The organism is Flavobacterium hiemivividum, assembly GCF_004349145.1.
Taxonomy (GTDB): Bacteria; Bacteroidota; Bacteroidia; order Flavobacteriales; family Flavobacteriaceae; genus Flavobacterium; species Flavobacterium hiemivividum.
The window spans coordinates 453,174-475,943 of record NZ_SMFO01000001.1; the positions used below are offsets into that span (position 1 = coordinate 453,174).

A 22,770-nucleotide genomic window follows, 5' to 3' on the forward strand; every position below is an offset into this window, starting at 1 on the left:
AAAAATGCAGCAAAAATTAGATTTTTTGCTGCATTTTTCTTTAAATTTGAGATAAACAGATACCAAGATGAGCTTTTATTGGATAAAAACGCACTCCTTTATAAAGAAGCTATTCTCCCAATATATATGGGACTATCCTACTACTGCAAAAAAAGTTTACCTGACATTTGATGACGGCCCTACTCCCGAAATCACAGAATGGGTATTGGAACAACTAGACATTCACAATGCAAAAGCTACTTTTTTTTGTATTGGAAAAAACATTCAAGAATACCCCTTCATTTTCGAAAAAATACTACAAAAAAAGCATACCATCGGAAATCACACTTTCAATCATTTGAACGGCTGGAAAACCACCACAGATGACTATCTTTCTAATATATCACTGTGCGAAAATGCAATTAGAAACAACACAACTACATCTAAAAGTTCCGTTTGTAAAACCTTCCGACCTCCCTATGGAAAAATTAAATCCACGCAAGCTAGAAAATTAAAGAAAGAAGGCTACGAAATTATTATGTGGGATATTCTAAGCGCTGATTTTGACCAAACAATTACAAAAGAAAAGTGTTTGAAAAATGTGATTTCAAATATAAAACCGGGAAGTATCATTGTATTTCATGACAGTGTAAAGGCATTCAAGAATCTAGAATACACACTGCCAAAAGTATTGGATTATTTGAATAAAAACGACTTCAAATGTGAAGCTATTTAACAACAGACGTTATATAAAAAATTACAACTGCTCTTGAACTATACCAATAAGAGTATTAGCATCTAGCTCACCTGATTGCCTCCAAATCATTTGTCCGTCTTTATAGATCATCAAGGTAGGAAGTCCTTTAATTCTTAAAGCAGCAGCCAATTCCTGATTTTTATCAACATCAATCTTAATGACCTTTGCCTTGTCACCAAGCGCTGCCGCCACATCTCTAATTACAGGATGCATAGAAACAGATGACTCATTCCAATCTGTGTAGAAATCGATTAACACAGGTACTTGTGCACTTATAAGTTCTCCAAATTTTGACATAAAACCAATGAATTTAATTTTTAAATCTACTTAAAAAAACAGATGTTAATCTACAAATGTAGCATTTTTAACTAATTACACTACATTCTTGCCTTTTTTTAACTCAATAACAGTAATTTCTGGCATGATTCCAACCCTGCCAGGGTATGCGTGAAACCCAAAACCTCTATTTACATAAACATATCGCCCTAGGTTTTCGTATAAACCGGCCCATTGCGCATAAACATATTGAGCCAAACTCCACTTAAAATAACCAGGGATTTCAATACCAAATTGCATTCCGTGGGTATGTCCTGAGAATGTTAAGTGAATGTTCTTTTCGTGATTTTTAATTTCATAATCCCAATGACTAGGATCATGACTCATCAAGATTTTAAAATCCTCCTGCTGCACTCCTTCCGAAGCTTTGTTAATATCCCCAGCCTTCTTAAAATTATGCCCCCAATTTTCTACTCCTATTAAAGCAATTTTATCCGCACCGTTTTCTATATAAGTATGCTCATTTAACAATAGTTTGAAGTCAATATCTCCATACAAATTCTTTATCGCTTGAAAATTATTTTCTTTAGCAGCTGCAGTTGGCCATGTCACATATTCTCCATAATCATGATTTCCTAGAACAGCATACTTCCCATACTCGTGCTTCTTAATCCTATTAAAGGTCTCTATCCAAGGATGCATCTCTTTAGCATCTGTATTAACAATATCACCAGTAAACAAAATCATGTCAGAATTTTGTTCGTTGATCAAATCAATTGCATAATTAATCTTCTCTGGATTATCAAAACTACCGCTATGAACATCCGATATTTGCGTAATGGTAAAACCATCAAAAGCATCTGGCAAATCTGAAAAAAAGATGCGCTGTTTTATAACTTTGTAGTTGTATCTACCAACGGTTATTCCGTAAATCAAAGACATAAACGGAATAGCCGCTAAACCTAAACCCAGCTGACTTACAAACTTTCTACGAGATGCCAAAAAACTCGTGTTTTGATCGCTATCTATAAAATAAGTTACCACCCCAGCACCTAATCTAAATAAATCTTCTCCGAGTAATACTAGAGTCAATATTAATTTAGGCACATAAATGACCAGTACTAAACCCATCGTAAAGAGCGTCTGACTAGTTTGCCCCACAGAACGGTCAAATTGCGTAAAAGAATAAACAATATATAGTAGAACTATTATACTAACAGACTGATAAGAAATTAAAATCCATTTTTCCTTAATTAACGTTCTTAATGCCTGAAATACATAAAGTTCTATTATTAGAAGGAAAAGACATAAAAACAGTATACGAAAAATCATTATAATTTTTTTTGTCACAAAATAACAAATTAACGAAACACTATGTATAGTAATTAATCAAAATTTAACTAAAACAACCTTAAAAAAATCAAACTACTTCTACCAATAAATCAAATGAATTATAGTCCTTTTCGAAAAAAAATTCCCAAAGCCTTATTCCATTAAAATGATGGTCACCGAAAATTAGAACATCAAGAAATTATACAATCTGAGTATTCTTTATCTTTTAAGTTTTGTACTTTTGAAATCTTTACAAAATCACAATCATGTCAGAACAAAAACGTCTCTTTTTACTCGATGCTTACGCTTTAATTTTTCGAGGATACTATGCCTTTATAAAAAACCCAAGAATCAATTCTAAAGGAATGGATACTTCGGCGATTATGGGATTTATGAATTCCTTAATGGATGTTATCAAAAGAGAGAAACCAGACCATTTAGCGGTCGCTTTTGATAATGGCGGAAGCCAGTTAAGAAATGAGATATTCCCTGAATACAAAGCAAATCGTGACGCCACTCCCGAAGCCATAAAAATCGCTGTGCCATACATTCAATCTTTGTTGAAAGCCATGCATATTCCTATTATCGAAGTTAAAGGCTATGAAGCTGATGATTTGATAGGGACTATTGCAAAACAAGCCGAAAAAGAAAACTATAAAGTCTATATGGTCACTCCAGACAAGGATTTTGCACAATTGGTTTCTGAAAATATATTTATGTACAAACCCGCCAGAATGGGTAATGGAATCGAAATATGGGGTGTTCCAGAGGTATTGGAAAAATTCCAAATTGAAAGACCGGAACAAGTGATTGATTTCCTAGGAATGATGGGCGACGCCGCTGACAATATTCCGGGATTACCTGGCGTAGGCGAAGTTACCGCTAAGAAATTCTTGAAAGAATACGGGTCCATGGAAAATCTTTTAGCAAACACTGACAAGCTAAAAGGAAAAATGAAGGAGAATATTGAAGCTAATAAAGAGAAAGGTATTTTATCGAAAACTTTAGCGACTATTCTTCTGGATTGCCCAGTTGTTTTTGACGAAAAAGATTATGAGTTATCAACTCCAGATGTCGAAAAAACAGATGCGCTATTTAATGAGTTAGAATTTAGACGAATGGCAGAGCAGTTTGATGCCATATTTAAAAAAGGCGGAACCGCAACTTCTAGTACTCCAGCTGAAGATAATAACTCCCCTAAAAAAGCACAACAAAAAAACGATGATCAGTTTGATCTTTTCGGAAGTGCAATTGCAGATGAATCTTCTGAAGACGCACACCTTAAATATTACAGTACATTAGAAGACACTGAACATTCCTATCAAATTATTCAAGGAGATTTAGGTCTTAAATTATTATTACAAAATTTACTAAAACAAACTTCTGTTTGCTTCGACACTGAAACTACCGGACTAGATGCCTTGCATGCTGAACTAGTGGGAATTTCTTTCTCTTATGAAAAAGGAAAAGGATTTTACGTGCCATTTCCAGAAAACCAAGATGAAGCAAAAGCGCTGATTGAAAAATTTATTCCTTTTTTCGAAAATACAACTATTGAGAAAATTGGACAAAATTTAAAATACGATTTAAAAATACTTTCTAACTATAGTATCACTGTAGAAGGAAAGTTATTTGACACCATGATTGCCCATTATCTAATAAATCCAGACATGCGTCACAACATGGATATCTTAGCAGAGACTTATTTGAAATATTCCCCAAAACCGATTGAAGACTTAATTGGGAAAAAAGGAAAAAACCAAAAGTCGATGCGCGAGGTAGAATTAGAACAAATCAAAGAATACGCTGCCGAAGATGCTGACATAACACTTCAATTAAAAGAAATTTTTACTACTGAGTTAGACAAAACAGAAACCAAAAAGCTTTTTGACGAAATCGAAATTCCATTAGTCAAAGTATTAGCTGATATGGAAAAAGAAGGCATCCGCGTGGATGTCGATTTTCTACAATCACTTTCGAAAGAATTAGATAATGATATTAAATTATTAGAAAAAAATATTTACGAAACTGTAGGTCATTCCTTTAATTTGGCTTCGCCAAAACAACTAGGTGAAGTTTTATTTGACGAATTAAAGATTGGCGGCGCCAAACAAAAGAAAACAAAAACCGGTCAATACGCCACGGGCGAAGAAGTACTGAGCTATTTAGCTAATGACAATCCAATCGTGCAAGACATCTTGAACTGGCGCCAATTGATAAAATTACAAAATACTTATGTTGATGCATTACCCAACCAAGTGGATAAAATCACCGGTCGCATCCACACTGATTACATGCAAACGGTAGCCGCAACGGGGCGTTTGAGTTCGAATAATCCAAACTTGCAGAACATCCCGATTCGTACAGAAAGAGGACGCCAAATTAGAAAAGCATTTGTTGCCAGAGATGAAAATTACACTTTAATATCTGCCGATTACTCTCAAATTGAACTGCGTATTATTGCAGCTTTGAGTGGCGAGGAAAACATGATAAAAGCGTTTCTAAATCACGAAGACATTCACAAATCTACTGCTTCAAAAGTATTTGATGTTCCTTTAGAAGAAGTGACCCGCGAACAAAGAAGTCACGCAAAAACAGTAAACTTCGGAATTATATACGGGGTTTCGGCTTTTGGGTTGAGCAATCAAACTTCATTATCAAGAAGCGAAAGTGCAGCGTTAATAGAAGCGTATTACAAAACATATCCAAGATTGAAGTCGTACATCCAAGAGCAAATTGAATTTGCACGCGATAATGGTTATGTCCAAACTATACTTGGACGTCGTCGCTATTTAAAAGATATTAATTCCCAAAACGCAATGGTACGTGGCGGCGCAGAACGGAATGCCGTAAACGCACCAATACAAGGAAGCGCAGCTGATATTATTAAAATCGCCATGATCAACATCCATAAAAAACTAACCTCACAAAACTGGAAAAGCAAGATGTTGCTACAGGTTCATGATGAACTTGTGTTTGATGTACACAATAGTGAACTAGAAAAAATCCAACCGATGATCAAACACGAAATGGAAAATGCATTCAAACTTGAAGTTCCTTTAGACGTTGATTTAGGTATGGGTAAAGATTGGCTTGAAGCGCATTAGTAAGTTATATAAATAACATTGTCAAAGTTCTAAACTTTGACAATGTATAAAACTAAAAAATCCATCTGCCGAGGCGATGGATTTTTTAGTTTTATTCCGTCTTTTTATAATTATCTTACTCTACTAGACTCTCTTTCTTTCAGTTTTGTTTTAATGACAACTGTTTCATAAGGAATATTTACCTCTTTAGATTCCAACCGGTCAATAAGTAATTTAGCAGCTACTTCACCTATTTCAACTCCGTGTTGACTTATGGTAGTTAAACTTGGTGTCAATCGGCGCGAAGCTAAAATCCCATCAGCAAAACCAATTATCGAAAGTTCTTCCGGAATTTTAAATCCTTTTTTTAATCCAATTTTTAAAGCTGCAACAGAATCATTCTCATCTAAAGCTAAAACACCATCGATTGCATTATTGTTGAATATAGCTTCAATTCTGTTTTTTAAATCTTCTTCTGAATCAGTGCGAAGAATTATATTTTCATTTATTGGAATATTATTATCTTCTAAAGCTTTCAAGTACCCGTCAGCTCTTAATTTTCCAACACTCAAGTTATCTACAGAAGACAATAAGGCAATATTATTACATCCCAAATCAATTAATCGCTGAGTAGAATTTAATGCCGAATCAAAGTCGTCTACAATTACTTTGTCACATTCAACACCATCAGCAATTCTATCAAACATTACTATAGGAGTTCCATCATTAATTATTTCCTTAAAGTGAGAATAATCTTGAAGTTTTTGCGCCTCTTCAGAAACAGACAAAATAAATCCATCGATGGTTCCATTACTCAACATTTCTAAAGTATGTGCTTCCTTGTCCATCGATTCATTAGAAATGCACATAATAACGTTATATCCTTTTTCATCAGCTACTTTTTCGATACCGCTGAATACTTTGGCAAAAAAAGAATTAAGAATATTAGGTATAATAACACCAATGGTCTTTGTTTTACGATTCTTAAGATTTAAACCAATTACGTTGGGCTTATAATTTTTAAGCTTCGCATATTCCTTAATTTTTATTTTTGTTTGATCACTAATTTCAGGACTATCGTTAAGTGCCTTCGACACTGTGGAAACAGAAACGTTAAGTTCTTTTGCTATTTGTTTAAGAGTTGCTTTGACTTTCATAATTTAAGTATGTATTGACATTATCAATAATATAAGAGAAACCTATTTAATCTACTAATTAAATAAATAATAGCTACTTTTTCTTGCGAATTGCTATTTCTAAGCCCCTGCTTTTTAATTATCACCTCGCAATATAAAAATTTATTTCGACAACAAAAGTAATATAAAAATAGAAACACGCCATAATGTAAATTTACAAAAGAGAAGCAAACCACGGCACATTAAATATACAATTGATAATCAGGTATAAAACGTGTAAAAATTATTCTTTTAAGGTATTTGCTTTTAAAATAAATAATTGTACTTTTGCATCCCCTTTAATGGGGATGGAATGTTTAATTAAAAAAATATTATGGACGCATTAAGCTACAAGACTCAATCAGCAAGCAAAGCCACCGTTACTAAGGAGTGGATTGTTGTAGATGCAGATGGGCACAACTTAGGTCGTCTTGCTTCAAAAGTCGCTATGATTTTGAGAGGTAAGTACAAACCAAGTTACACACCGCACGTTGACTGTGGAGATAACGTAATTGTTATCAACTCAGAAAAAATCAACCTTACAGGTAACAAAATGGACGAGAAAATTTACATGCGTCACACAGGTTACCCAGGAGGTCAAAGAACTCTAACTGCTAAAGTATTGCAATCTAAAAACCCTGCATTACTAGTAGAGAAAGCTGTAAAAGGAATGTTACCAAAAAACAAAATTGGTGCTGAACTTTTTAGAAATTTAAATGTTGTTGTAGGTTCAGAGCACAAACAAGGTGCACAAAAACCGAGAACAGTTAACCTTAACGATCTTAAGTAATGGGAGTTATTCACAAAATCGGTAGAAGAAAAACCGCTGTTGCACGTGTTTATGTTTCGGAAGGAACAGGAGTAATCACTGTAAACAAAAAAGAATTCGCAACTTACTTCCCAACAGCTACTTTACAGTACAAAGTAATGCAACCAATGTCTATGACAGAAAATGCAACTAACTTTGATGTAAAAGTAAACGTTTATGGAGGTGGTTCAACTGGACAAGCAGAAGCTGTAAGAATGGCATTAGCGCGCGCAATGTGCGAAGTTAACGCTGAAAACAGATTAGTTTTGAAACCAGAAGGTTTATTGACAAGAGATCCAAGAATGGTTGAACGTAAGAAATTCGGTCAAAAGAAAGCTCGTAAGAAATTTCAATTCTCGAAACGTTAATATTGCCTGTCTTGAGTACCTTTATTCAAGACTTATTGAGTTTATTATTGAATTTAAAACAATGTTGTTGTTGCCTACCGAGGTAGGAATTAGTTTAGCATCTAAATGTATTTAGCCGAGAAATCGCCATTCATACATTGCTAATCAACAGAACGTAAACTAGTACAAAAAATGTCAAACAAAGTAGAAGTAAAAGAATTACTAGAAGCAGGTGTCCACTTTGGACACATGACTAGAAAATGGGATCCAAATATGGCTCCTTACATTTATATGGAACGTAATGGTATTCACATTATCAATCTATATAAAACTGCAGCAAAAATTGAAGAGGCTAATGAAGCTTTGAAAAAAATTGCAGCATCAGGTAGAAAAATATTATTTGTTGCTACCAAAAAACAAGCAAAAGACATCGTTGCTGAAAAAGCAAAAGCTGCAAACATGCCTTACATCACTGAAAGATGGCCTGGTGGAATGCTAACTAACTTCGTAACTATCCGTAAAGCTGTTAAAAAAATGGCAACTATTGATAAAATGAAGAAAGATGGTACTTTCATGACCCTTTCTAAGAAAGAGCGTTTACAAGTTGATCGTCTTCGTGCTAAATTAGAGAAAAATTTAGGTTCAATTTCTGATATGTCAAGATTACCAGCTGCATTATTTGTAGTAGATATCAAAGCTGAACACATCGCAATAAAAGAAGCTCAAAAATTAAACATTCCAGTTTTTGCAATGGTTGATACTAACTCTGATCCTCGTGAAGTAGAGTTCGTAATTCCATCAAATGATGATGCTTCTAAATCAATCGATAAAATTTTAACTTTAGTTACAGCTGCAATCACTGAAGGACTTTCTGATAGAGGTTCTGATAAAGAAGAAGCAACTGAAAAAGCGGCTCCTGCAGCAACTGAAGCAGTAGCAACTGAAACTGCAGCTCCGGCTGCTGAAACAGCGGCTCCAGCAACTGAAGAATAAAACATTATTTAAATTCCAAATTTTAAATTCCAAATTCCCCAAAAAAAATTAGAAACCTACCGTTTATAATTTGATTAAGTTGGAGTTTGGGATTTAAGAGTTGGAATTTTTACTTTTAACCTTATAAAAAATACACAACATGGCAACAATAACTGCTGCAGACGTAAATAAATTAAGAACAGCTACAGGTGCTGGAATGATGGATTGTAAAAAAGCATTAGTGGAAGCTGATGGTGATTTTGAATTAGCAATCGAAAACCTACGTAAAAAAGGACAAAAAGTAGCTGCAAACCGTTCAGATAGAGAATCTACTGAAGGAGCTGCAATCGCTGTTGTTAATGCTGACAAAACTACTGGTGTTGTTATCACACTAAACTGTGAGACTGACTTCGTAGGTATGAATGAAAGCTTTGTAAAGATGGCTACTGAAATGGCTAATCAAGCATTAAACTACGATTCTAAAGAAGCATTTTTAGCTTCAGATTTCAACGGAATTACTATTGCTGATAAACTTATCGAGCAAACTGGAGTTATCGGAGAAAAATTAGAAATCAGAACTTTTGAGAAATTAGAAGGTGCATTCGTAGGATCTTACATCCACTCTGGAAACAAAATTGCTACTTTAGTAGCTTTATCTGCTGCTCCTGCTGGTGCTGACGAAGTTTCTAGAAACGTTGCTATGCAAGCTGCTGCTATGTCTCCTATCGCTTTGAACGAAGCTGGTGTTGATGCAGTAACTATCGAAAAAGAAATCGAAATTGCTAAAGATTTACTTCGTCAAGAAGGAAAACCAGAAGGAATGTTAGATAACATCGCTAAAGGTAAATTAGCTCGTTTCTTTAAAGATAACACATTAGTAAACCAAGATTACATTAAAGACAACAAACTAAGCGTTGCTGCTTATGTTAAATCTTTAGATAAAGATCTTATCGTTACAGGTTTCAAAAGAGCTGCTTTAGGATAATCCCTAGTTCAACTTTAAACATATAAAAAGAGCGATTTGAAATTCAAATCGCTCTTTTTTTTATGTCCTATATTTTTTATTTCTTTTTCGAAGGAGAAGCAAAACCTCTCGCTTCCATCAAAGCATCCGATTTTGGATCCCGACCTCTAAAAGCTCTGTATGCCTCTTCTTGATCCGTAGTATTACCAACACTAAAAACAGTGTCAAACAATCTCTTCGCTACTTTTTTATCATACGGACCTTCACTTTCTGTGAAAGCACCGTAAGCATCAGCACTTATAACGTCAGACCACAAATAACTATAATATCCTGCAGCATATCCATCACTAGAAAATATATGTCCAAACTGCGGTATGCGATGACGCATTACAATCTCCGACGGCATATTAAGTTTAGCTAATGTTTCTTTCTCAAACGCTACTGGATCAATAACTACATCACCCGCTAAATGTAATTTCATATCAATTAATGAGCTCGATAAAGTTTCTACTGTTGAAAACCCTTCATTAAAAGTAGAAGCTTGTCCTATACGCTCCACTAGTTTTTGAGGAATAGGCTCATTCGTTTTATAATGCAAAGCAAATCTATTTAGTACTTCTGGAGTTTCTAACCAACGCTCTAATATCTGTGATGGAAATTCTACATAATCTCTTGCTACCGCAGTTCCAGCTAATGTTGGATAGGTGACATTAGAACTTAAACCGTGTAAAGCATGTCCAAATTCATGGAATAATGTAGTTGCATCTGACCACGAAATTAAAACCGGCTCATTATCTGCTCCTTTAATAAAATTACTGTTGTTAGAAACAATAGTTAACACTTCACCATCTAACTTCTCTTGATTTCTATATGCATTCATCCATGCTCCAGAACGCTTCCCTTTGCGGGCATAGGGATCAAAATACCATAACCCAATCTGCTTCCCGGTCGTTTTATTAGATACTTCCCATACGCGAACATCTGGATGATACACAGGAACATTATTTATTGGACTAAATTGCATATCAAATAATTCGCCAGCAACCCAAAACATTCCTTCTCTTAGTTTCTCTAATTGAAGGTATTCTTTTACTTCATTTTGATCTAGATCATACTTCTCTTTACGCACTTTCTCACTGTAAAATCGATAATCCCATGGAGCAATTTTAAAATTACCGCCTTCCTGATCTACCATACTTTGCATCGCTGCAACATCTTTTTTAACTTGTGCCACTGCCGGCTCCCACACTGACTCCATTAATTCCAATGTACGTTCTGGTTTTTTGGCCATTTTATTGGTTAAATTCCAATGTGCAAAAGTGGGAAAACCCATTAAATTTGCTTTTTTAGCACGCAGTTGTAGTATTTCAACCAAGGTAGATTTATTATCAAACTCATCTTCGTTATCTCCCCTATTCACAAACATCTTCCATACTTTCGCACGCAATTCTCTTTGAGTAGAAAACGTTAAAAACGGATCGACAAACGAACGTGTGTTCCCAATACAACCCATTACAGCAAGCTTTCTTTCTTTGGCTTGAGCCATAGCCGCTTTCCTCAAACCTTCCGGTAAACCATCAAAATCAGCTTCTGAATTTAACACCACATATTGACTATTTTCTTCAGCTAATAAATTCTGACTGAAACGTGAAAATAGTGTCGCTAATTTGGTGTTAATCTCACTTACTTTCTCCTTGCTTGCTGCATCTAAATTCGCACCTTCTTTGACAAAATTGGTGTAATTTAACCAGATAAGGCGTTGCTGTTCTTTAGTCAACTTTGATTTTTGTGCTGAGTTATACAGCGTTTCAATTCTTTCGAATAACTTTTTATTCTGATAAATTTTATTAGAAAGCGAGGCTAACATAGGTCCTACTTCAGATTGAATAGGCACAAATTCAGGACTGTTTAAATTTGATGAAAATATACCGTACACCGTAGAAACCCGTCTAAATGTTTTTCCGGAACGCTCCATTTGCGCGATAGTATTCTCAAAAGTGGGTGGCTTGGGGTTATTAGCGATTGCATCAATTTCAGCAAGTCTTTCTTTTATTGCAACATCAAATGCTGGTTTAATATCAGCAATCTTATATTCATTAAAAGCGGGAACACCGCCATATGGGCCCTTCCACTTTTGCAAAAGCGGATTGTCAGATTTGTCTTGAGCATGTGTTGCTAGAATCGATGTAGCCATCATAAAAATTGTAAGTAAGTTTTTCATTAACGAAATAGATATAAAAAATTAACAATATTAAATTGATATTTTAAAAACATAAAAATACAGCTTTCCCTTGATTACAAACATAAATAAGTATCAATTAACATAAAACACTAAATTTGACTGCTAATTACTTTATCAGTAACATTACAAAATCCAAAATCATAAAAAATACGCTCTACTAAATCTAATAATATGGAAACTAAAATAAGATGTGGCTGGTGTTTGTCTAGCGAACTCTATAAAGAATACCATGATAAAGAATGGGGAGTCCCCGTATATGACGACCCAACTTTATTTGAGTTTTTAATACTTGAAACTTTTCAGGCTGGACTGAGCTGGATTACAATCTTAAACAAAAGAGAAAATTTCAGAAAAGCTTTTGACAATTTCGACTATGAAAAAATAGCAAATTATTCTGAAGAAAAAATTCAAGAACTAATTCTAGACGCTGGAATTATTCGCAATAAACTAAAAGTGCGCTCCGCTGTTTCAAATGCGATTGCTTTTATGAAAGTACAGGAAGAATTTGGTAGTTTTTCTAAATATATTTGGGCATTCACAGCAGGAAAACCCATCATCAACAACCCAAAAACACTCAAAGATGTCCCTGCTACTACTCCACTTTCTGATGCGATTAGCAAAGATTTAAAAAAGCGCGGCTTTAAATTTGTAGGCTCAACAGTTGTTTATGCACACATGCAAGCCACAGGAATGATTAACGACCATATTGCCGACTGCTGGACGAGCAAATAGTAAACCATGTTCTGCATCTTAGATGCAGTGGGCGAACTACCCTACCTAACCACTATTGCCTAAAAATCCATGGGTTTGGTTTGGTAGACTGAATGTCTACAAGATTCGATTACGGATATTGACTTGAAATGACAGGCACGATGATGGCGCATGAGAATTTGGGTAATGAATTGGTTTTATATAAAATTTCGTAGTGGAGGTTTGTGAAGCTTACTTTTTAATTTTTTGGATTAAAAAAATGGCACGCGGATTATACTGATTAAGGCGGATTTAAAAGTGTTGCTAACTAATGTTGCGATATTTTAAGTGGAGTTTCTTGAACTTTACGTTTCTTTGCCCCAGATGATAGTGGAAAGCCCGGACTGAAAAAAACTATTTTTTCTAGACAGAAAAGAGCAACCGCAGGAAGCTCCTTTTATGGCTTTAGAAAAAAAGATTTTTGAAGGAGGACTTGCAACGAACAGCTGGATTAGGCCCTAATTACTATTTTGAAGAATCTTCATAAAGTCGGATCTATCTATTTCGCGACATCCCAGACTTTCTAAATGTGGGTTGTAGACTTGACAATCTAGCAACTTATAATTATTTCGTTGCAGCTGTTTTACCAAAGTGACAAAGGCCACTTTGGAAGCATTTGAAACTTTAGAAAACATACTTTCACCACAGAAAACATTTCCTAAATCAATGCCATACAAACCACCGACTAACTCGTCATTTTGCCACACTTCAATTGATTTTGCTACTCCCATTTCGTTGAGCTTACAATACGCCTCAATCATATCATTAGTAATCCAAGTTCCGTTTTGACCGTCGCGTTTTATTTGTTGACAGTTAGCCATTACGTCTCTAAAATTTTGATTGAAGGTAACGGCGAAAGTATTTCTATTGAGTATATTTCGCATACTTTTTGAAATAACCAACTCATCCAGAAACAAAACCATTCTGGGATTTGGAGACCACCAAGTAATGGGTTCACCATCTTCAAACCAGGGAAATATCCCGCTTTTATAAGCTAGCAACAGGCGATTTGAAGATAAATCACCCCCAATTGCTATGATACCGTGTGACTTAGTTTCAGAAACTGGCGGGAAATACAACTCTTTTGATAAATAAAACATGATTCTAGACTTAAATATAAAACTAACTATTAAATTTGGAACAACGTATTGATTTGAATGTTTTTAAAATGAAAAAATTATCTATAATTTTCCTACTAGCTTTGTTTGTTCCGCAAATGTATGGTCAAAAAATTGATAGTTTAGACATTAATAAAAAACTATCCTACAAAACCTTTATTGCACCAACAGTACTCTTAACTAGTGGCGTCTTTTTATTAAATTCTAGTCCAAACTCTAGTATCCAGGAAAGATCTAATACTTTTTTTGGAACTGACTTTAATTCGAAAATTGATAATTTTACACCTTTGGTACCAATAGCTCAAATATATGCTGGTAGATATATTGGTTTCAAACCTAAAAACACCGTTTTACATCAAACAGTAGATATTTTTGTTGCTAATGCGTTAGCTGTGGCTGTAGTTCAAATCACTAAAAACCTGGTAAAAGAAGAAAGACCTGATCATTCTGACAAGCTTAGTTTCCCTTCGGGTCATACCGCTGTTGCCTTTACCAATGCTGCCTTATTATTTCAAGAATACAAAGATTCAAATTTTTGGTATGCCAGTAGCGGATTTGTATTTGCTACTGCTACAGGAATCCTTAGAATTGCAAACAACAAACATTATTCCTCTGACGTATTAGCAGGAGCGGGAATTGGAATTCTATCCGGAATTTTAGTCACTAATTACAACCCTTTTCAGTCAATTAAATTTGGCCGAAAGAAAAGCAACGCTGCCTTTATCTACCCTCAGTTTGGCGCCACTAACGGCTTGGGAATTCTTATAAAACCGAATTTCTAAACTCTATAAAACAAAAAAAGCCTTGAATCTCAAGGCTTTTTTTATGCTATTCTATAAATTAAAAAGGCAAATCGTCTGGTTCGTCTTCATTTAAGTTTGTTGCCGGAGCAAAAGTTTGAGCAGTAGGCATAGGTGCTGATGGCGCTTGAGGCTCAGCTCCTGCTTTCTCAATTCTCCATCCTTGTATGCTATTGAAATATTTAGTTTCTCCTTGTGGATTAACCCATTCTCTACCTCTTAAATTGATAGAAACTTTTACTGGTTCACCAATCGAATAATTGTTTAATAAGTCACATTTATCTTGAGTAAACTCAATCATAATATGTTGAGGATATTGCTCTTCTGTAGTAACAACTAATTCTCTCTTTTTAAATGCGGCACTAATTTGTTGCTCTGGATTAACCACTTTAATTTTTCCTGTAACTTCCATCTTCCTTATTTTAATTGTTATTTAATCTTATTTTTCTGCCAGAAGCACTTTCCAAGCGGAAAGAACATCATTTTCATCCAGATACTTTTTAGCTTCTAAATGCAGCTTATCCTGGTCATCAGCACTTAAAACTCCTTTTACAGAAAAGTTTTGTTTGACAAATATACTAACTTCTTCTGGCGTAGGCAAGGCTTCTATGTTTCCTAATTTCCCTAAATCATTCCCATCAAAAACATGACTTTCCTTAACGTGCAACGGTATTAGATCTACTCCAATTCCTAGTGTTGACAATGGCTTAGGCACTTCAAACAAACCTTGATTTGATCGAGAATACCAGTTTCCGCCTAATCTAGAAACCAAATCGATTTTATGCTGATCAATCGCTCCCTCAGCATCCAAAATAGCTTCGTTAATGTGAATTCGCACTACTTCGCAAAGAATTAAATTTCCGGCTCCGCCTTCATTTCCTAATGGAATTATCTGGCTCACTTTGCATTCAAATTGTACTGGAGACTCTTTTACTCTGAATGGTTTTACAACTTCAGACTCGATTGCCGTAAAACCTGATTTTAAAAACTCATCTACACCCTCAGCATATTCTGTGCTTGCGAGTGAGGTTTGCTGTACCATGTCAAAATTCACGACGTTTATAACCACCTCTGCCGTTGCTTCACAATTAAGTAAAGTATGTTTGACCGTATTATCTCGAACCCGTCTTGCAGGAGAGAAAACGAGAACAGGTGGATTAGCACTAAAAACATTAAAAAAGCTGAACGGGGATAAATTTGGGTTTCCATTTTTATCAACAGTACTAGCAAAAGCTATAGGTCTAGGCCCTATCGAACCTTGAAGATATCCCTGCAATTTAGCTGTTGTTATACTTTTTGGATCAATACTAATCATACTTTTTTGTTTTCCTTATTTAGCTTTTCGAATTACAAAAGTAAGTAAATGGATTAAATTTATAAGGAGCATCTACTATTAATTTGATTCTAAAAAAAGAACCTTGACATGAAAAATTTTCCTTTGTACAAACAACTAAAATAATAGTGTTTATATTTCGTTATATTTATACCTCAAAATCTTTTTTATGCAGTTTTCTGAAAGAAAAAATACGACTCGTTGGTTTATTATTTTCGCTTCTTTTTTAATAATCTCCCTGATCCTTTGGAACACCTATACCTTTTTTCAAATATTTAAGAACGAAGAAAGATTAAAAATGAATCTTTGGGCAAAAGCTCAAAAAACACTCATAAATGCAGGCGAAAACACTGATGTTGAACTTCCTTTGCAAATTTTTAGCAACAACACCTCAATCCCTATTATCCTTACCGAGAATGACAGTATTATAAACACTGTTAATGTCGACGAAGTAATTGTAAAAGACAATGCTAAAGCAGTCGCATTTTTATCAGATTTAAAAAAAGAAAATGATCCCATAGTAATTGAATATGCTCCGGAGAAATTTCAAAATTTATATTATGGTAATTCGGCGTTGTTGAATAAATTAAAATATTACCCAATTGCATTACTCCTCATAATCGTGTTGTTTTCTGGTTTAGTCTATTATTTTTATCGAAGTACTAAAATCGCAACTCAAAACAAACTTTGGGCGGGAATGGCCAAAGAAACAGCCCATCAAATAGGCACACCACTTTCCTCTTTAATTGGCTGGGTCGAAATATTGAAATCGGAAAATGTCGATGAATCCACAACTATCGAAATTGAAAAAGACATTGATCGATTGCAAACTATTACAGATCGTTTTTCGAAAATTGGATCAGAACCCATACTAGAAAACAAAGACATTGTTGAAGAGACCTTGCAATCTTACAATTACCTTCAATCCCGATTTTCGAAACAAATTGAATTTACTTTCGAAGGTCCAAAATCACCAATCTACGTTATGCTTAATCCTACCTTACACAGTTGGACCATTGAAAACCTAGTAAAAAACGCTATCGATGCTATGAAAGGGCGAGGTAAACTCGCTATAAAAATAGAACCAGACCATGAGTCCGTAAAAATTAATGTGACTGATAGCGGGAACGGAATCCAGAAGAGCCAATTCAAAAGTGTTTTTGAACCTGGTTTTACGACAAAAAAGAGAGGTTGGGGACTCGGACTTTCCTTAACTAAAAGAATTGTGGAGGAATATCATAAAGGCAAAATCAAAGTCTTAAATTCTGAAATAGGAAAAGGAACGACTATGCAAATTAGCCTTCAAAAAAGCAAAATAATGTAAGCAGCTAAATTGATGTGTAAAACAGAGATTCTCTAGCTTTTATAGGCTTACTTAAATAGTTATATATAAACGCTTCATGCTGTCTCGCCATACGAACCGTTTCCTGAAGTGACTTTTTTATTTTATTTATGTTTGATGTGTTTGATGCGCCAACACGCTCTAAATTATTCAATAACTCTTGACAATATTCCAGTTTATTATTTGGACTAATTATCATTTTTTTTATCTCAGCATCTGAATTTAAGGGCTTGAACTGTTTGTTTCTATAATTTATAAAAACATTTAATTCTGTTACTCCTTCTTGGTATAAATTAATGATATAATTTAAATCTGCTATGGATTTAGACTCTTTTAAATAGTCTACTTTCTTTCTATTGTAAGCTATTGCTTTTTTAATCAACTCATTTTTCACCCCATTTTTTTCAATACGGTCCGTAGCACTTAGTAGTTGATCCACCTCAGCTAATTGATTATAATTTGCAATTTCAGCTTGAAAATCAAATCGCTTTTTGGATTTATCAATCTGTGAAATTCCAGCATAAAATTCTTGATTTGTAATGGGGAAATTTAGAAATTGCCACAAATAATCAAATGGCATATGTGTCGCAATCATTGTGCTTGGGCTGACTTTAAAATAAGTGTCTTCCATTTTTTTATAAAACCTCCCTTTATCAACATAGCCAGACGCCCAAGTTGGGTCAAATAAATACCATTTATTTCCTATAAAAGAAGCGCACCAAACGTGCGAAAGAGCATCTACCTTTCCATTTTGTTTTGTATATCCACTTATAATGACAGTATTTACGCCCACTTTATTAGCGACATCAGTAAATACTGCTGCATAATCACCGCAGGTACCAGTTCTACTTTTTAAAGTCTTAATGATTTTATTGCCTATAGATTCGGTGGTAGCAACAGCATACATATTATCCACATTATAGCTGATATTTGATGCTGTCCAATAATAAATTGCCCTTATTTTATCATCATCTGTTTTAAAATTAGAATTGATATAATTAGCAATAGAACTTGTTGATGACGTTAAATGTTTTGGGATTTCAGACATTCTTGTATCAATGGAAGTGTACGACGCGGGAGCTTGTCCAATACTGAAGAGAGAAAAAAGTAGAGAAAAAACTAAAAATTTGATTCGAATCATAAACAAAAATAGTCATAAAAGTAAAAAAGGAATAAGCTTACACTTATCCCTTTTAAACGAAAATCATACCAATTTATTTCATTATTAACTAAATTACATCTTAGATCCGATATTTAAAGCTAAAGTTTCAAATTCTTCTTTGGTCAAAGTTACTTTGTTTTGAAAGCGCATTTCATCCATTTCATTTAAAGGAATCAAATGAACATGTGCATGGGGAACTTCAAGTCCCACGACAGCCATTCCTACTCTTTTACAAGGCACTGTTTTTTCTAAAGCGATGGCAATTTTTCTTGAAAAATGCATTAATCCCAAATAATGGGCTTCGTCCATGTCAAAAATCTTATCGACTTCAAACTTAGGGATACAAAGTGTATGCCCTTTTGCATTTGGATTTACATCCAAAAAAGCCAAATAATTATCGTCTTCCGCTATTTTATAACAAGGAATTTCTCCGTTTACGATTTTAGTGAATATTGAACTCATTTTTTTAAGACTTTATAAATTCTCCCGACAGCTATCAGGACCCTCCAACTAAAAGTTGATGCGGATTTAGATTGTTGTTTAATTATAACTAAAAACGGCGACTGATCACCGATTACTGAACACTGATCACTCCCTTAGTCGCGGGAAATCTCCATGATTTCAAATTTAAGCACGCCATTTGGCACAGTAATTTCGGCAATATCGCCTACTTTTTTACCTAATAATCCTTTTCCAATGGGAGAGGTTACTGATATTTTACCTGTTTTTAGATCGGCTTCACTTTCAGCAACAAGCCTGTATTTCAATTCCATTCCATTAGATTGGTTTTTGATTTTTACATTCGATAAAACCAAAACCTTAGAAACATCAAGGTGTGTTTCATCAATTAGTCGGGCATTAGAGTGAACTTCCTCTAACTTAGCTATTCTCATCTCTAACATTCCTTGTGCTTCTTTTGCAGCATCATACTCTGCATTTTCAGACAAATCTCCTTTATCTCTTGCCTCAGCTATATCAGCAGACGCTTTTGGACGCATCACGCTTTTCAAATAATCTAATTCCTCTCTCAATTTTTTTAATCCTTCTGCCGTGTAATAAGATATTGCGCTCATAGTTTCATCATTTATGTAAATAGAAAAAATCCCATCAGGACGGGATTTCTTTTCTCAAAGATACTTTTATTTTTTTTAGTCTATAATTAAATGTTAATCATATTTAATTCAAAGTTAAATAAATTAAATTTGTTTCGCTAATACTTTCAATTTATTTTAAATAATGAAAAAAATCCTACTTCTATCCTTTATTTCCATCCTTTTTTTAGGCTGTAGCGACAGTAATTTTAACAACAAAAATCCTTATCTACCTAACTATTCTTTCACTATAGACATCAACATGAACTTACCGGCTTATTCTGATCTTAAGTTTGTGAGCAATGCTGTTTATATTCCTGGAGAAGGAGCAAGAGGCATTATTGTTTTCAACAGCGGTAATGGCTATAATGCATTCGACGCAGCGTGCCCTAATCAAGTATTAAGCAGCTGTTCTACTATGACTATAAAAGGAATTAATGCGGTTTGCCCTTGCGATAATGAAGAGTACAGCCTGTTTACAGGCTTAAGTCAAGGCGGATCACAATATCCCATGAAACAATATCGCGTGGAAGTAAATGGAACTAATTTGCGTGTTTATAATTAATGACTATAACTTATAACTGATTGAAAACATAAATACTCTAGGTAGTATAAATGTTTTTCTCTCGCTTATTAAGTAATCTGAAAAAGAATAATCGTTTTTGACGTTATTGTCGAATAGATTATTAATCGAAAGTTCAAAACCGAACGGGCTGTTTTTCTTTTGATAGCGCAATGAAGTATTAGCTATATCATAGAAATTACTTTGATTGTTGTTATTCGTGTTTTTCAAATTTTCATATTCAAACTTATAGGTCCAAAATTTAAAAAAAGTGATATCGCCAGCAGCAGTTAAGGCATCCGTCTGAAAATTTGATTTTGTAATACCCGAAAACTGATTGTAGCCTTTGTTATAACCAACACTAAAATCCGGCCATTTCCTGTAGGCCGTTTTAAACAAAATTCCAACATTTTGACTCGTCCTGTCATTAGTTGTCGTTACAGAATTCAACGTTTGAGAATAATTAAACCAACTCAAACGTGAATTTAGCCTGAGACTAAAACGGTATATTCTTTTTGTAAAAGATCCGTTAGCGCTATAAGTTGTTTCCGGATTATCTGTTAATACAGGAGTACTAAATTGGTTTATTCCGTCAAGTTGAATCTCATTTCTAATGGTATTTACTTTTTTATTGTATCGGAGCATCCCATTCCAATTCACTCCGCGATACATATTCATCTTTGAATATATCAAACTCGCAGAATGGTATTTTTCGTTTTGCAAAAGCGCATTTCCTTTATAAACCAAATTATAATTTTGTAAGCTGAATTGATTTGCTAATTGACTCACTTCAGGGAAACCATTTTCTAGTTTATACATTAACCTTAAAGTCTCTGATTTATTGAATTCGTAATCAATATCCCATTGCGGTTGAAATAATGTTTTAGACAATGTGTTCTCAATGGCGCTTTGAGTAGTCAATAAACGATACCAATGCAAATACAATCCAGGTTTACTCGTCAATTTACCAACCCTGAACTTGTATTCTATACCTACATACGCATCATTTAACTGGTATTTCACATTATTACCAAATCCAGCTGAAGTAAAATCATTAATAGACCCATCAGTTATGAGCTGCTTGCTAGCAGTTTCTAAATGTGAAGTACTAAAATTATTTCCAACATTAGTATAGAGATGATTAAAATCATTAATAATCCAATAATGCTTAAACAGGGCATCCACACTATTCGTTTTTACTTTCTTGACCTGAGTTACAGTATAAGTCAAATCGTCTTCTAGAGGAATTAATCCCGATAAAAATGGCTGATCTGCAAACCAATTATTTTGAGGCTTATTGTTGTCGTAGGCCTGATTGACTACAAGCGTAGTGGTATGATGCGGGTTGTAACTTTTATGCCACTCTACATATTGCTTGACCGAAGTATTATCTGCTTTAGAGATTGTTTCAAAAAGACTGGAATTGATGTTTGTAATGGAGTTGATGGTGCTTATCAAATCGTTCGTGCTCGATTGATATTGCGCATTGTAATACCATTTTTCTTTTTTAGTAGGCGAATAATCTAATTTTATATTTCCTATTCCTAAAACGGATTGATTGCTTGCTTCTTGTAATTTATTTTCGAAAGCGATACTGCTGTTATTCAAATATTCGTTGGCACTTTCCGTTCTTGATGCGGTAATCACTTTAGAAAAAATACCAAAACCTGAAATGGCTAACTTTGGTGAGGCATCATAACTGAAATTTACGGCTCCAAACTGAGATCTGTTCTCAACCACATCCGCATTGTCATTGGCGAACGAATACAAATTAGTCAACGATTTCCTACCAGAAAGAAAAGAACTCATTCCGCCTCCAAAACGCATTAAATCACTATAAGTAAACATTCGCTTCCCTATATTATTCATATCAGCTATAACACTCAAATTTGTCTTTGGCGCATAATAAAACAAGGCGGCATGTCCCAAGTAGAAACCGTTATCCGCATTACCCACCTCAGCACCAGCCTCAACATCTCCAAAAACGAATTTTTTCTTATCTACTTTTAGCTTAACGTTCATTGCCAGATCATCACTATCCGAGACCTGTTTCATAAAACCTACTTCGTTAAAATTGTCGATTACTTCAATCTTATCGAGTGCGTCAGCGGGAATATTCTCGACTGCCAGTTTAGAACCTCCACCAAAAAATGACTTTCCTTCGACCAGCATCCTAGTCACTTTCTTTCCTTGTACCGTTACGCCACCGTTTTTATCTACCTCAACGCCTGGAAGTTTTTCCAGAATTTCTTTCATCTTGCGTTCGTTCCCATTAGCAAAGCTTTTCACATCAAAAATTAAAGTATCTTTCTTTATTAAAATAGGTTTAAACTCGTGCTTGATCACGATCTCCTTGAGTTGTTCGCCTGAAGGTTTCAACTTGAAATCATGAGTTAAAACGCTAGCATTTGGCTCTAGGATAAATACTTCTTCAATAAAGCTGATATAGGAAACGGTGATTTCGTACTTTACCTCTTTTTCTAATTCTAAGCGGTAACGACCTTTGTTATCGGCAATGGCAAACTTCAAACTTGCTTTTTCTTGCAAAGGTTTGGCAATCACATTGGCTGATTCGAGAGGTTTATTGGTATCGTCAGAAACTACACCGGTTATGGTGTGAACTTGGGAGTAAGAAAGAGTTGTTAACAGAAAAACTAGCAAGGTTTTGAACATA

At 34.6% G+C, this 22,770-nt stretch carries 21 protein-coding genes; 10 read left to right on the forward strand and 11 right to left on the reverse strand.

Annotated features, from left to right (window positions below):
* The first annotated feature begins 67 nt into the window (after positions 1–67).
* Complete coding sequence (locus E0F98_RS02025) at positions 68–715, forward strand: polysaccharide deacetylase family protein (protein WP_132108692.1); 648 nt, start codon at positions 68–70, stop codon at positions 713–715.
* A gap of 21 nt (positions 716–736) precedes the next feature.
* Here E0F98_RS02025 and E0F98_RS02030 read toward each other — a convergent pair whose 3' ends face one another.
* Together E0F98_RS02030 and E0F98_RS02035 are read right to left on the reverse strand one after the other, a co-directional pair.
* A complete protein-coding gene (locus E0F98_RS02030) occupies positions 737–1,033 on the reverse strand; it encodes a thioredoxin family protein (protein ID WP_132108694.1) in 297 nt (98 codons plus the stop codon).
* A 75-nt stretch (positions 1,034–1,108) separates the two neighbouring features.
* Positions 1,109–2,344 carry a metallophosphoesterase gene (locus E0F98_RS02035; RefSeq protein WP_132108696.1) on the reverse strand — a complete coding sequence of 412 codons (1,236 nt, stop codon included), beginning with the start codon at positions 2,342–2,344 and terminating at the stop codon, positions 1,109–1,111.
* A 266-nt stretch (positions 2,345–2,610) separates the two neighbouring features.
* Here E0F98_RS02035 and polA point away from each other — a divergent pair, with 266 nt between their 5' ends.
* Positions 2,611–5,451 carry a DNA polymerase I gene (gene polA, locus E0F98_RS02040; RefSeq protein ID WP_132108698.1) on the forward strand — a complete coding sequence of 947 codons (2,841 nt, stop codon included), beginning with the start codon at positions 2,611–2,613 and terminating at the stop codon, positions 5,449–5,451.
* 110 nt (positions 5,452–5,561) lie between these two features.
* On the opposite strand, the gene E0F98_RS02045 is transcribed toward polA, so the two are convergent.
* The gene (locus E0F98_RS02045) at positions 5,562–6,587 is read right to left on the reverse strand and encodes a LacI family DNA-binding transcriptional regulator (protein WP_132108700.1); all 1,026 of its coding nucleotides are present in this window, start codon (positions 6,585–6,587) and stop codon (positions 5,562–5,564) included.
* Between the two features lie 352 nt (positions 6,588–6,939).
* Between E0F98_RS02045 and rplM the strand changes: the two genes are divergently transcribed.
* The 4 genes from rplM to tsf all read left to right on the forward strand — a co-directional run bounded on the left by rplM (position 6,940) and on the right by tsf (position 9,717).
* The gene (gene rplM, locus E0F98_RS02050; RefSeq protein WP_007137451.1) at positions 6,940–7,395 is read left to right on the forward strand and encodes a 50S ribosomal protein L13; all 456 of its coding nucleotides are present in this window, start codon (positions 6,940–6,942) and stop codon (positions 7,393–7,395) included.
* Positions 7,395–7,781, forward strand: coding sequence for a 30S ribosomal protein S9 (gene rpsI / locus E0F98_RS02055; RefSeq protein WP_132108702.1), 387 nt, complete (start codon positions 7,395–7,397; stop codon positions 7,779–7,781). The genes rplM and rpsI overlap by 1 nt, the downstream gene beginning before the upstream one ends.
* A 171-nt stretch (positions 7,782–7,952) precedes the next feature.
* Positions 7,953–8,753, forward strand: coding sequence for a 30S ribosomal protein S2 (gene rpsB / locus E0F98_RS02060; protein ID WP_132108704.1), 801 nt, complete (start codon positions 7,953–7,955; stop codon positions 8,751–8,753).
* Positions 8,754–8,892: 139 nt separating this feature from the next.
* Positions 8,893–9,717: a translation elongation factor Ts gene (gene tsf / locus E0F98_RS02065; protein ID WP_132108706.1), complete on the forward strand. Its 825-nt coding sequence runs from the start codon at positions 8,893–8,895 to the stop codon at positions 9,715–9,717.
* A 76-nt stretch (positions 9,718–9,793) separates the two neighbouring features.
* Here the strand turns inward: tsf and E0F98_RS02070 are convergent, their stop codons facing one another.
* On the reverse strand, positions 9,794–11,917 hold the full coding sequence (locus E0F98_RS02070) for a M3 family metallopeptidase (protein WP_132108708.1): 2,124 nt from the start codon (positions 11,915–11,917) through the stop codon (positions 9,794–9,796).
* Between the two features lie 192 nt (positions 11,918–12,109).
* Here E0F98_RS02070 and E0F98_RS02075 point away from each other — a divergent pair, with 192 nt between their 5' ends.
* A complete protein-coding gene (locus E0F98_RS02075; protein WP_132108710.1) occupies positions 12,110–12,670 on the forward strand; it encodes a DNA-3-methyladenine glycosylase I in 561 nt (186 codons plus the stop codon).
* A gap of 476 nt (positions 12,671–13,146) precedes the next feature.
* Here E0F98_RS02075 and aat read toward each other — a convergent pair whose 3' ends face one another.
* Positions 13,147–13,788 (reverse strand): leucyl/phenylalanyl-tRNA--protein transferase, encoded by a 642-nt coding sequence (gene aat / locus E0F98_RS02080; RefSeq protein WP_132108712.1) that lies wholly within the window; start codon positions 13,786–13,788, stop codon positions 13,147–13,149.
* A 68-nt stretch (positions 13,789–13,856) separates the two neighbouring features.
* Between aat and E0F98_RS02085 the strand changes: the two genes are divergently transcribed.
* A complete protein-coding gene (locus E0F98_RS02085) occupies positions 13,857–14,588 on the forward strand; it encodes a phosphatase PAP2 family protein (protein WP_132108714.1) in 732 nt (243 codons plus the stop codon).
* Between the two features lie 58 nt (positions 14,589–14,646).
* Here the strand turns inward: E0F98_RS02085 and E0F98_RS02090 are convergent, their stop codons facing one another.
* Both E0F98_RS02090 and E0F98_RS02095 read right to left on the reverse strand, forming a co-directional pair.
* Positions 14,647–15,018 (reverse strand): DUF3127 domain-containing protein, encoded by a 372-nt coding sequence (locus E0F98_RS02090; RefSeq protein WP_132108716.1) that lies wholly within the window; start codon positions 15,016–15,018, stop codon positions 14,647–14,649.
* A gap of 27 nt (positions 15,019–15,045) precedes the next feature.
* Positions 15,046–15,921: a flavin reductase family protein gene (locus tag E0F98_RS02095; protein WP_132108718.1), complete on the reverse strand. Its 876-nt coding sequence runs from the start codon at positions 15,919–15,921 to the stop codon at positions 15,046–15,048.
* A 187-nt stretch (positions 15,922–16,108) separates the two neighbouring features.
* On the opposite strand from E0F98_RS02095, the gene E0F98_RS02100 reads away from it, so the two are divergent.
* Positions 16,109–17,263: a sensor histidine kinase gene (locus E0F98_RS02100; protein WP_132108720.1), complete on the forward strand. Its 1,155-nt coding sequence runs from the start codon at positions 16,109–16,111 to the stop codon at positions 17,261–17,263.
* A gap of 4 nt (positions 17,264–17,267) precedes the next feature.
* Here E0F98_RS02100 and E0F98_RS02105 read toward each other — a convergent pair whose 3' ends face one another.
* From E0F98_RS02105 to greA, 3 genes are all read right to left on the reverse strand, one after another.
* Positions 17,268–18,329, reverse strand: a complete 1,062-nt coding sequence (locus tag E0F98_RS02105) for a transglutaminase domain-containing protein (RefSeq protein ID WP_165929268.1) — start codon at positions 18,327–18,329, stop codon at positions 17,268–17,270.
* Between the two features lie 186 nt (positions 18,330–18,515).
* Complete coding sequence (locus tag E0F98_RS02110; protein ID WP_132108724.1) at positions 18,516–18,905, reverse strand: HIT family protein; 390 nt, start codon at positions 18,903–18,905, stop codon at positions 18,516–18,518.
* A gap of 134 nt (positions 18,906–19,039) precedes the next feature.
* On the reverse strand, positions 19,040–19,516 hold the full coding sequence (gene greA, locus E0F98_RS02115; RefSeq protein WP_132108726.1) for a transcription elongation factor GreA: 477 nt from the start codon (positions 19,514–19,516) through the stop codon (positions 19,040–19,042).
* Between the two features lie 163 nt (positions 19,517–19,679).
* Between greA and E0F98_RS02120 the strand changes: the two genes are divergently transcribed.
* Positions 19,680–20,099, forward strand: coding sequence for a Rieske (2Fe-2S) protein (locus E0F98_RS02120; protein ID WP_132108728.1), 420 nt, complete (start codon positions 19,680–19,682; stop codon positions 20,097–20,099).
* Between the two features lie 3 nt (positions 20,100–20,102).
* On the opposite strand, the gene E0F98_RS02125 is transcribed toward E0F98_RS02120, so the two are convergent.
* Positions 20,103–22,769: a carboxypeptidase-like regulatory domain-containing protein gene (locus E0F98_RS02125; protein WP_132108729.1), complete on the reverse strand. Its 2,667-nt coding sequence runs from the start codon at positions 22,767–22,769 to the stop codon at positions 20,103–20,105.
* Between the last annotated feature and the right edge of the window lies 1 nt (position 22,770).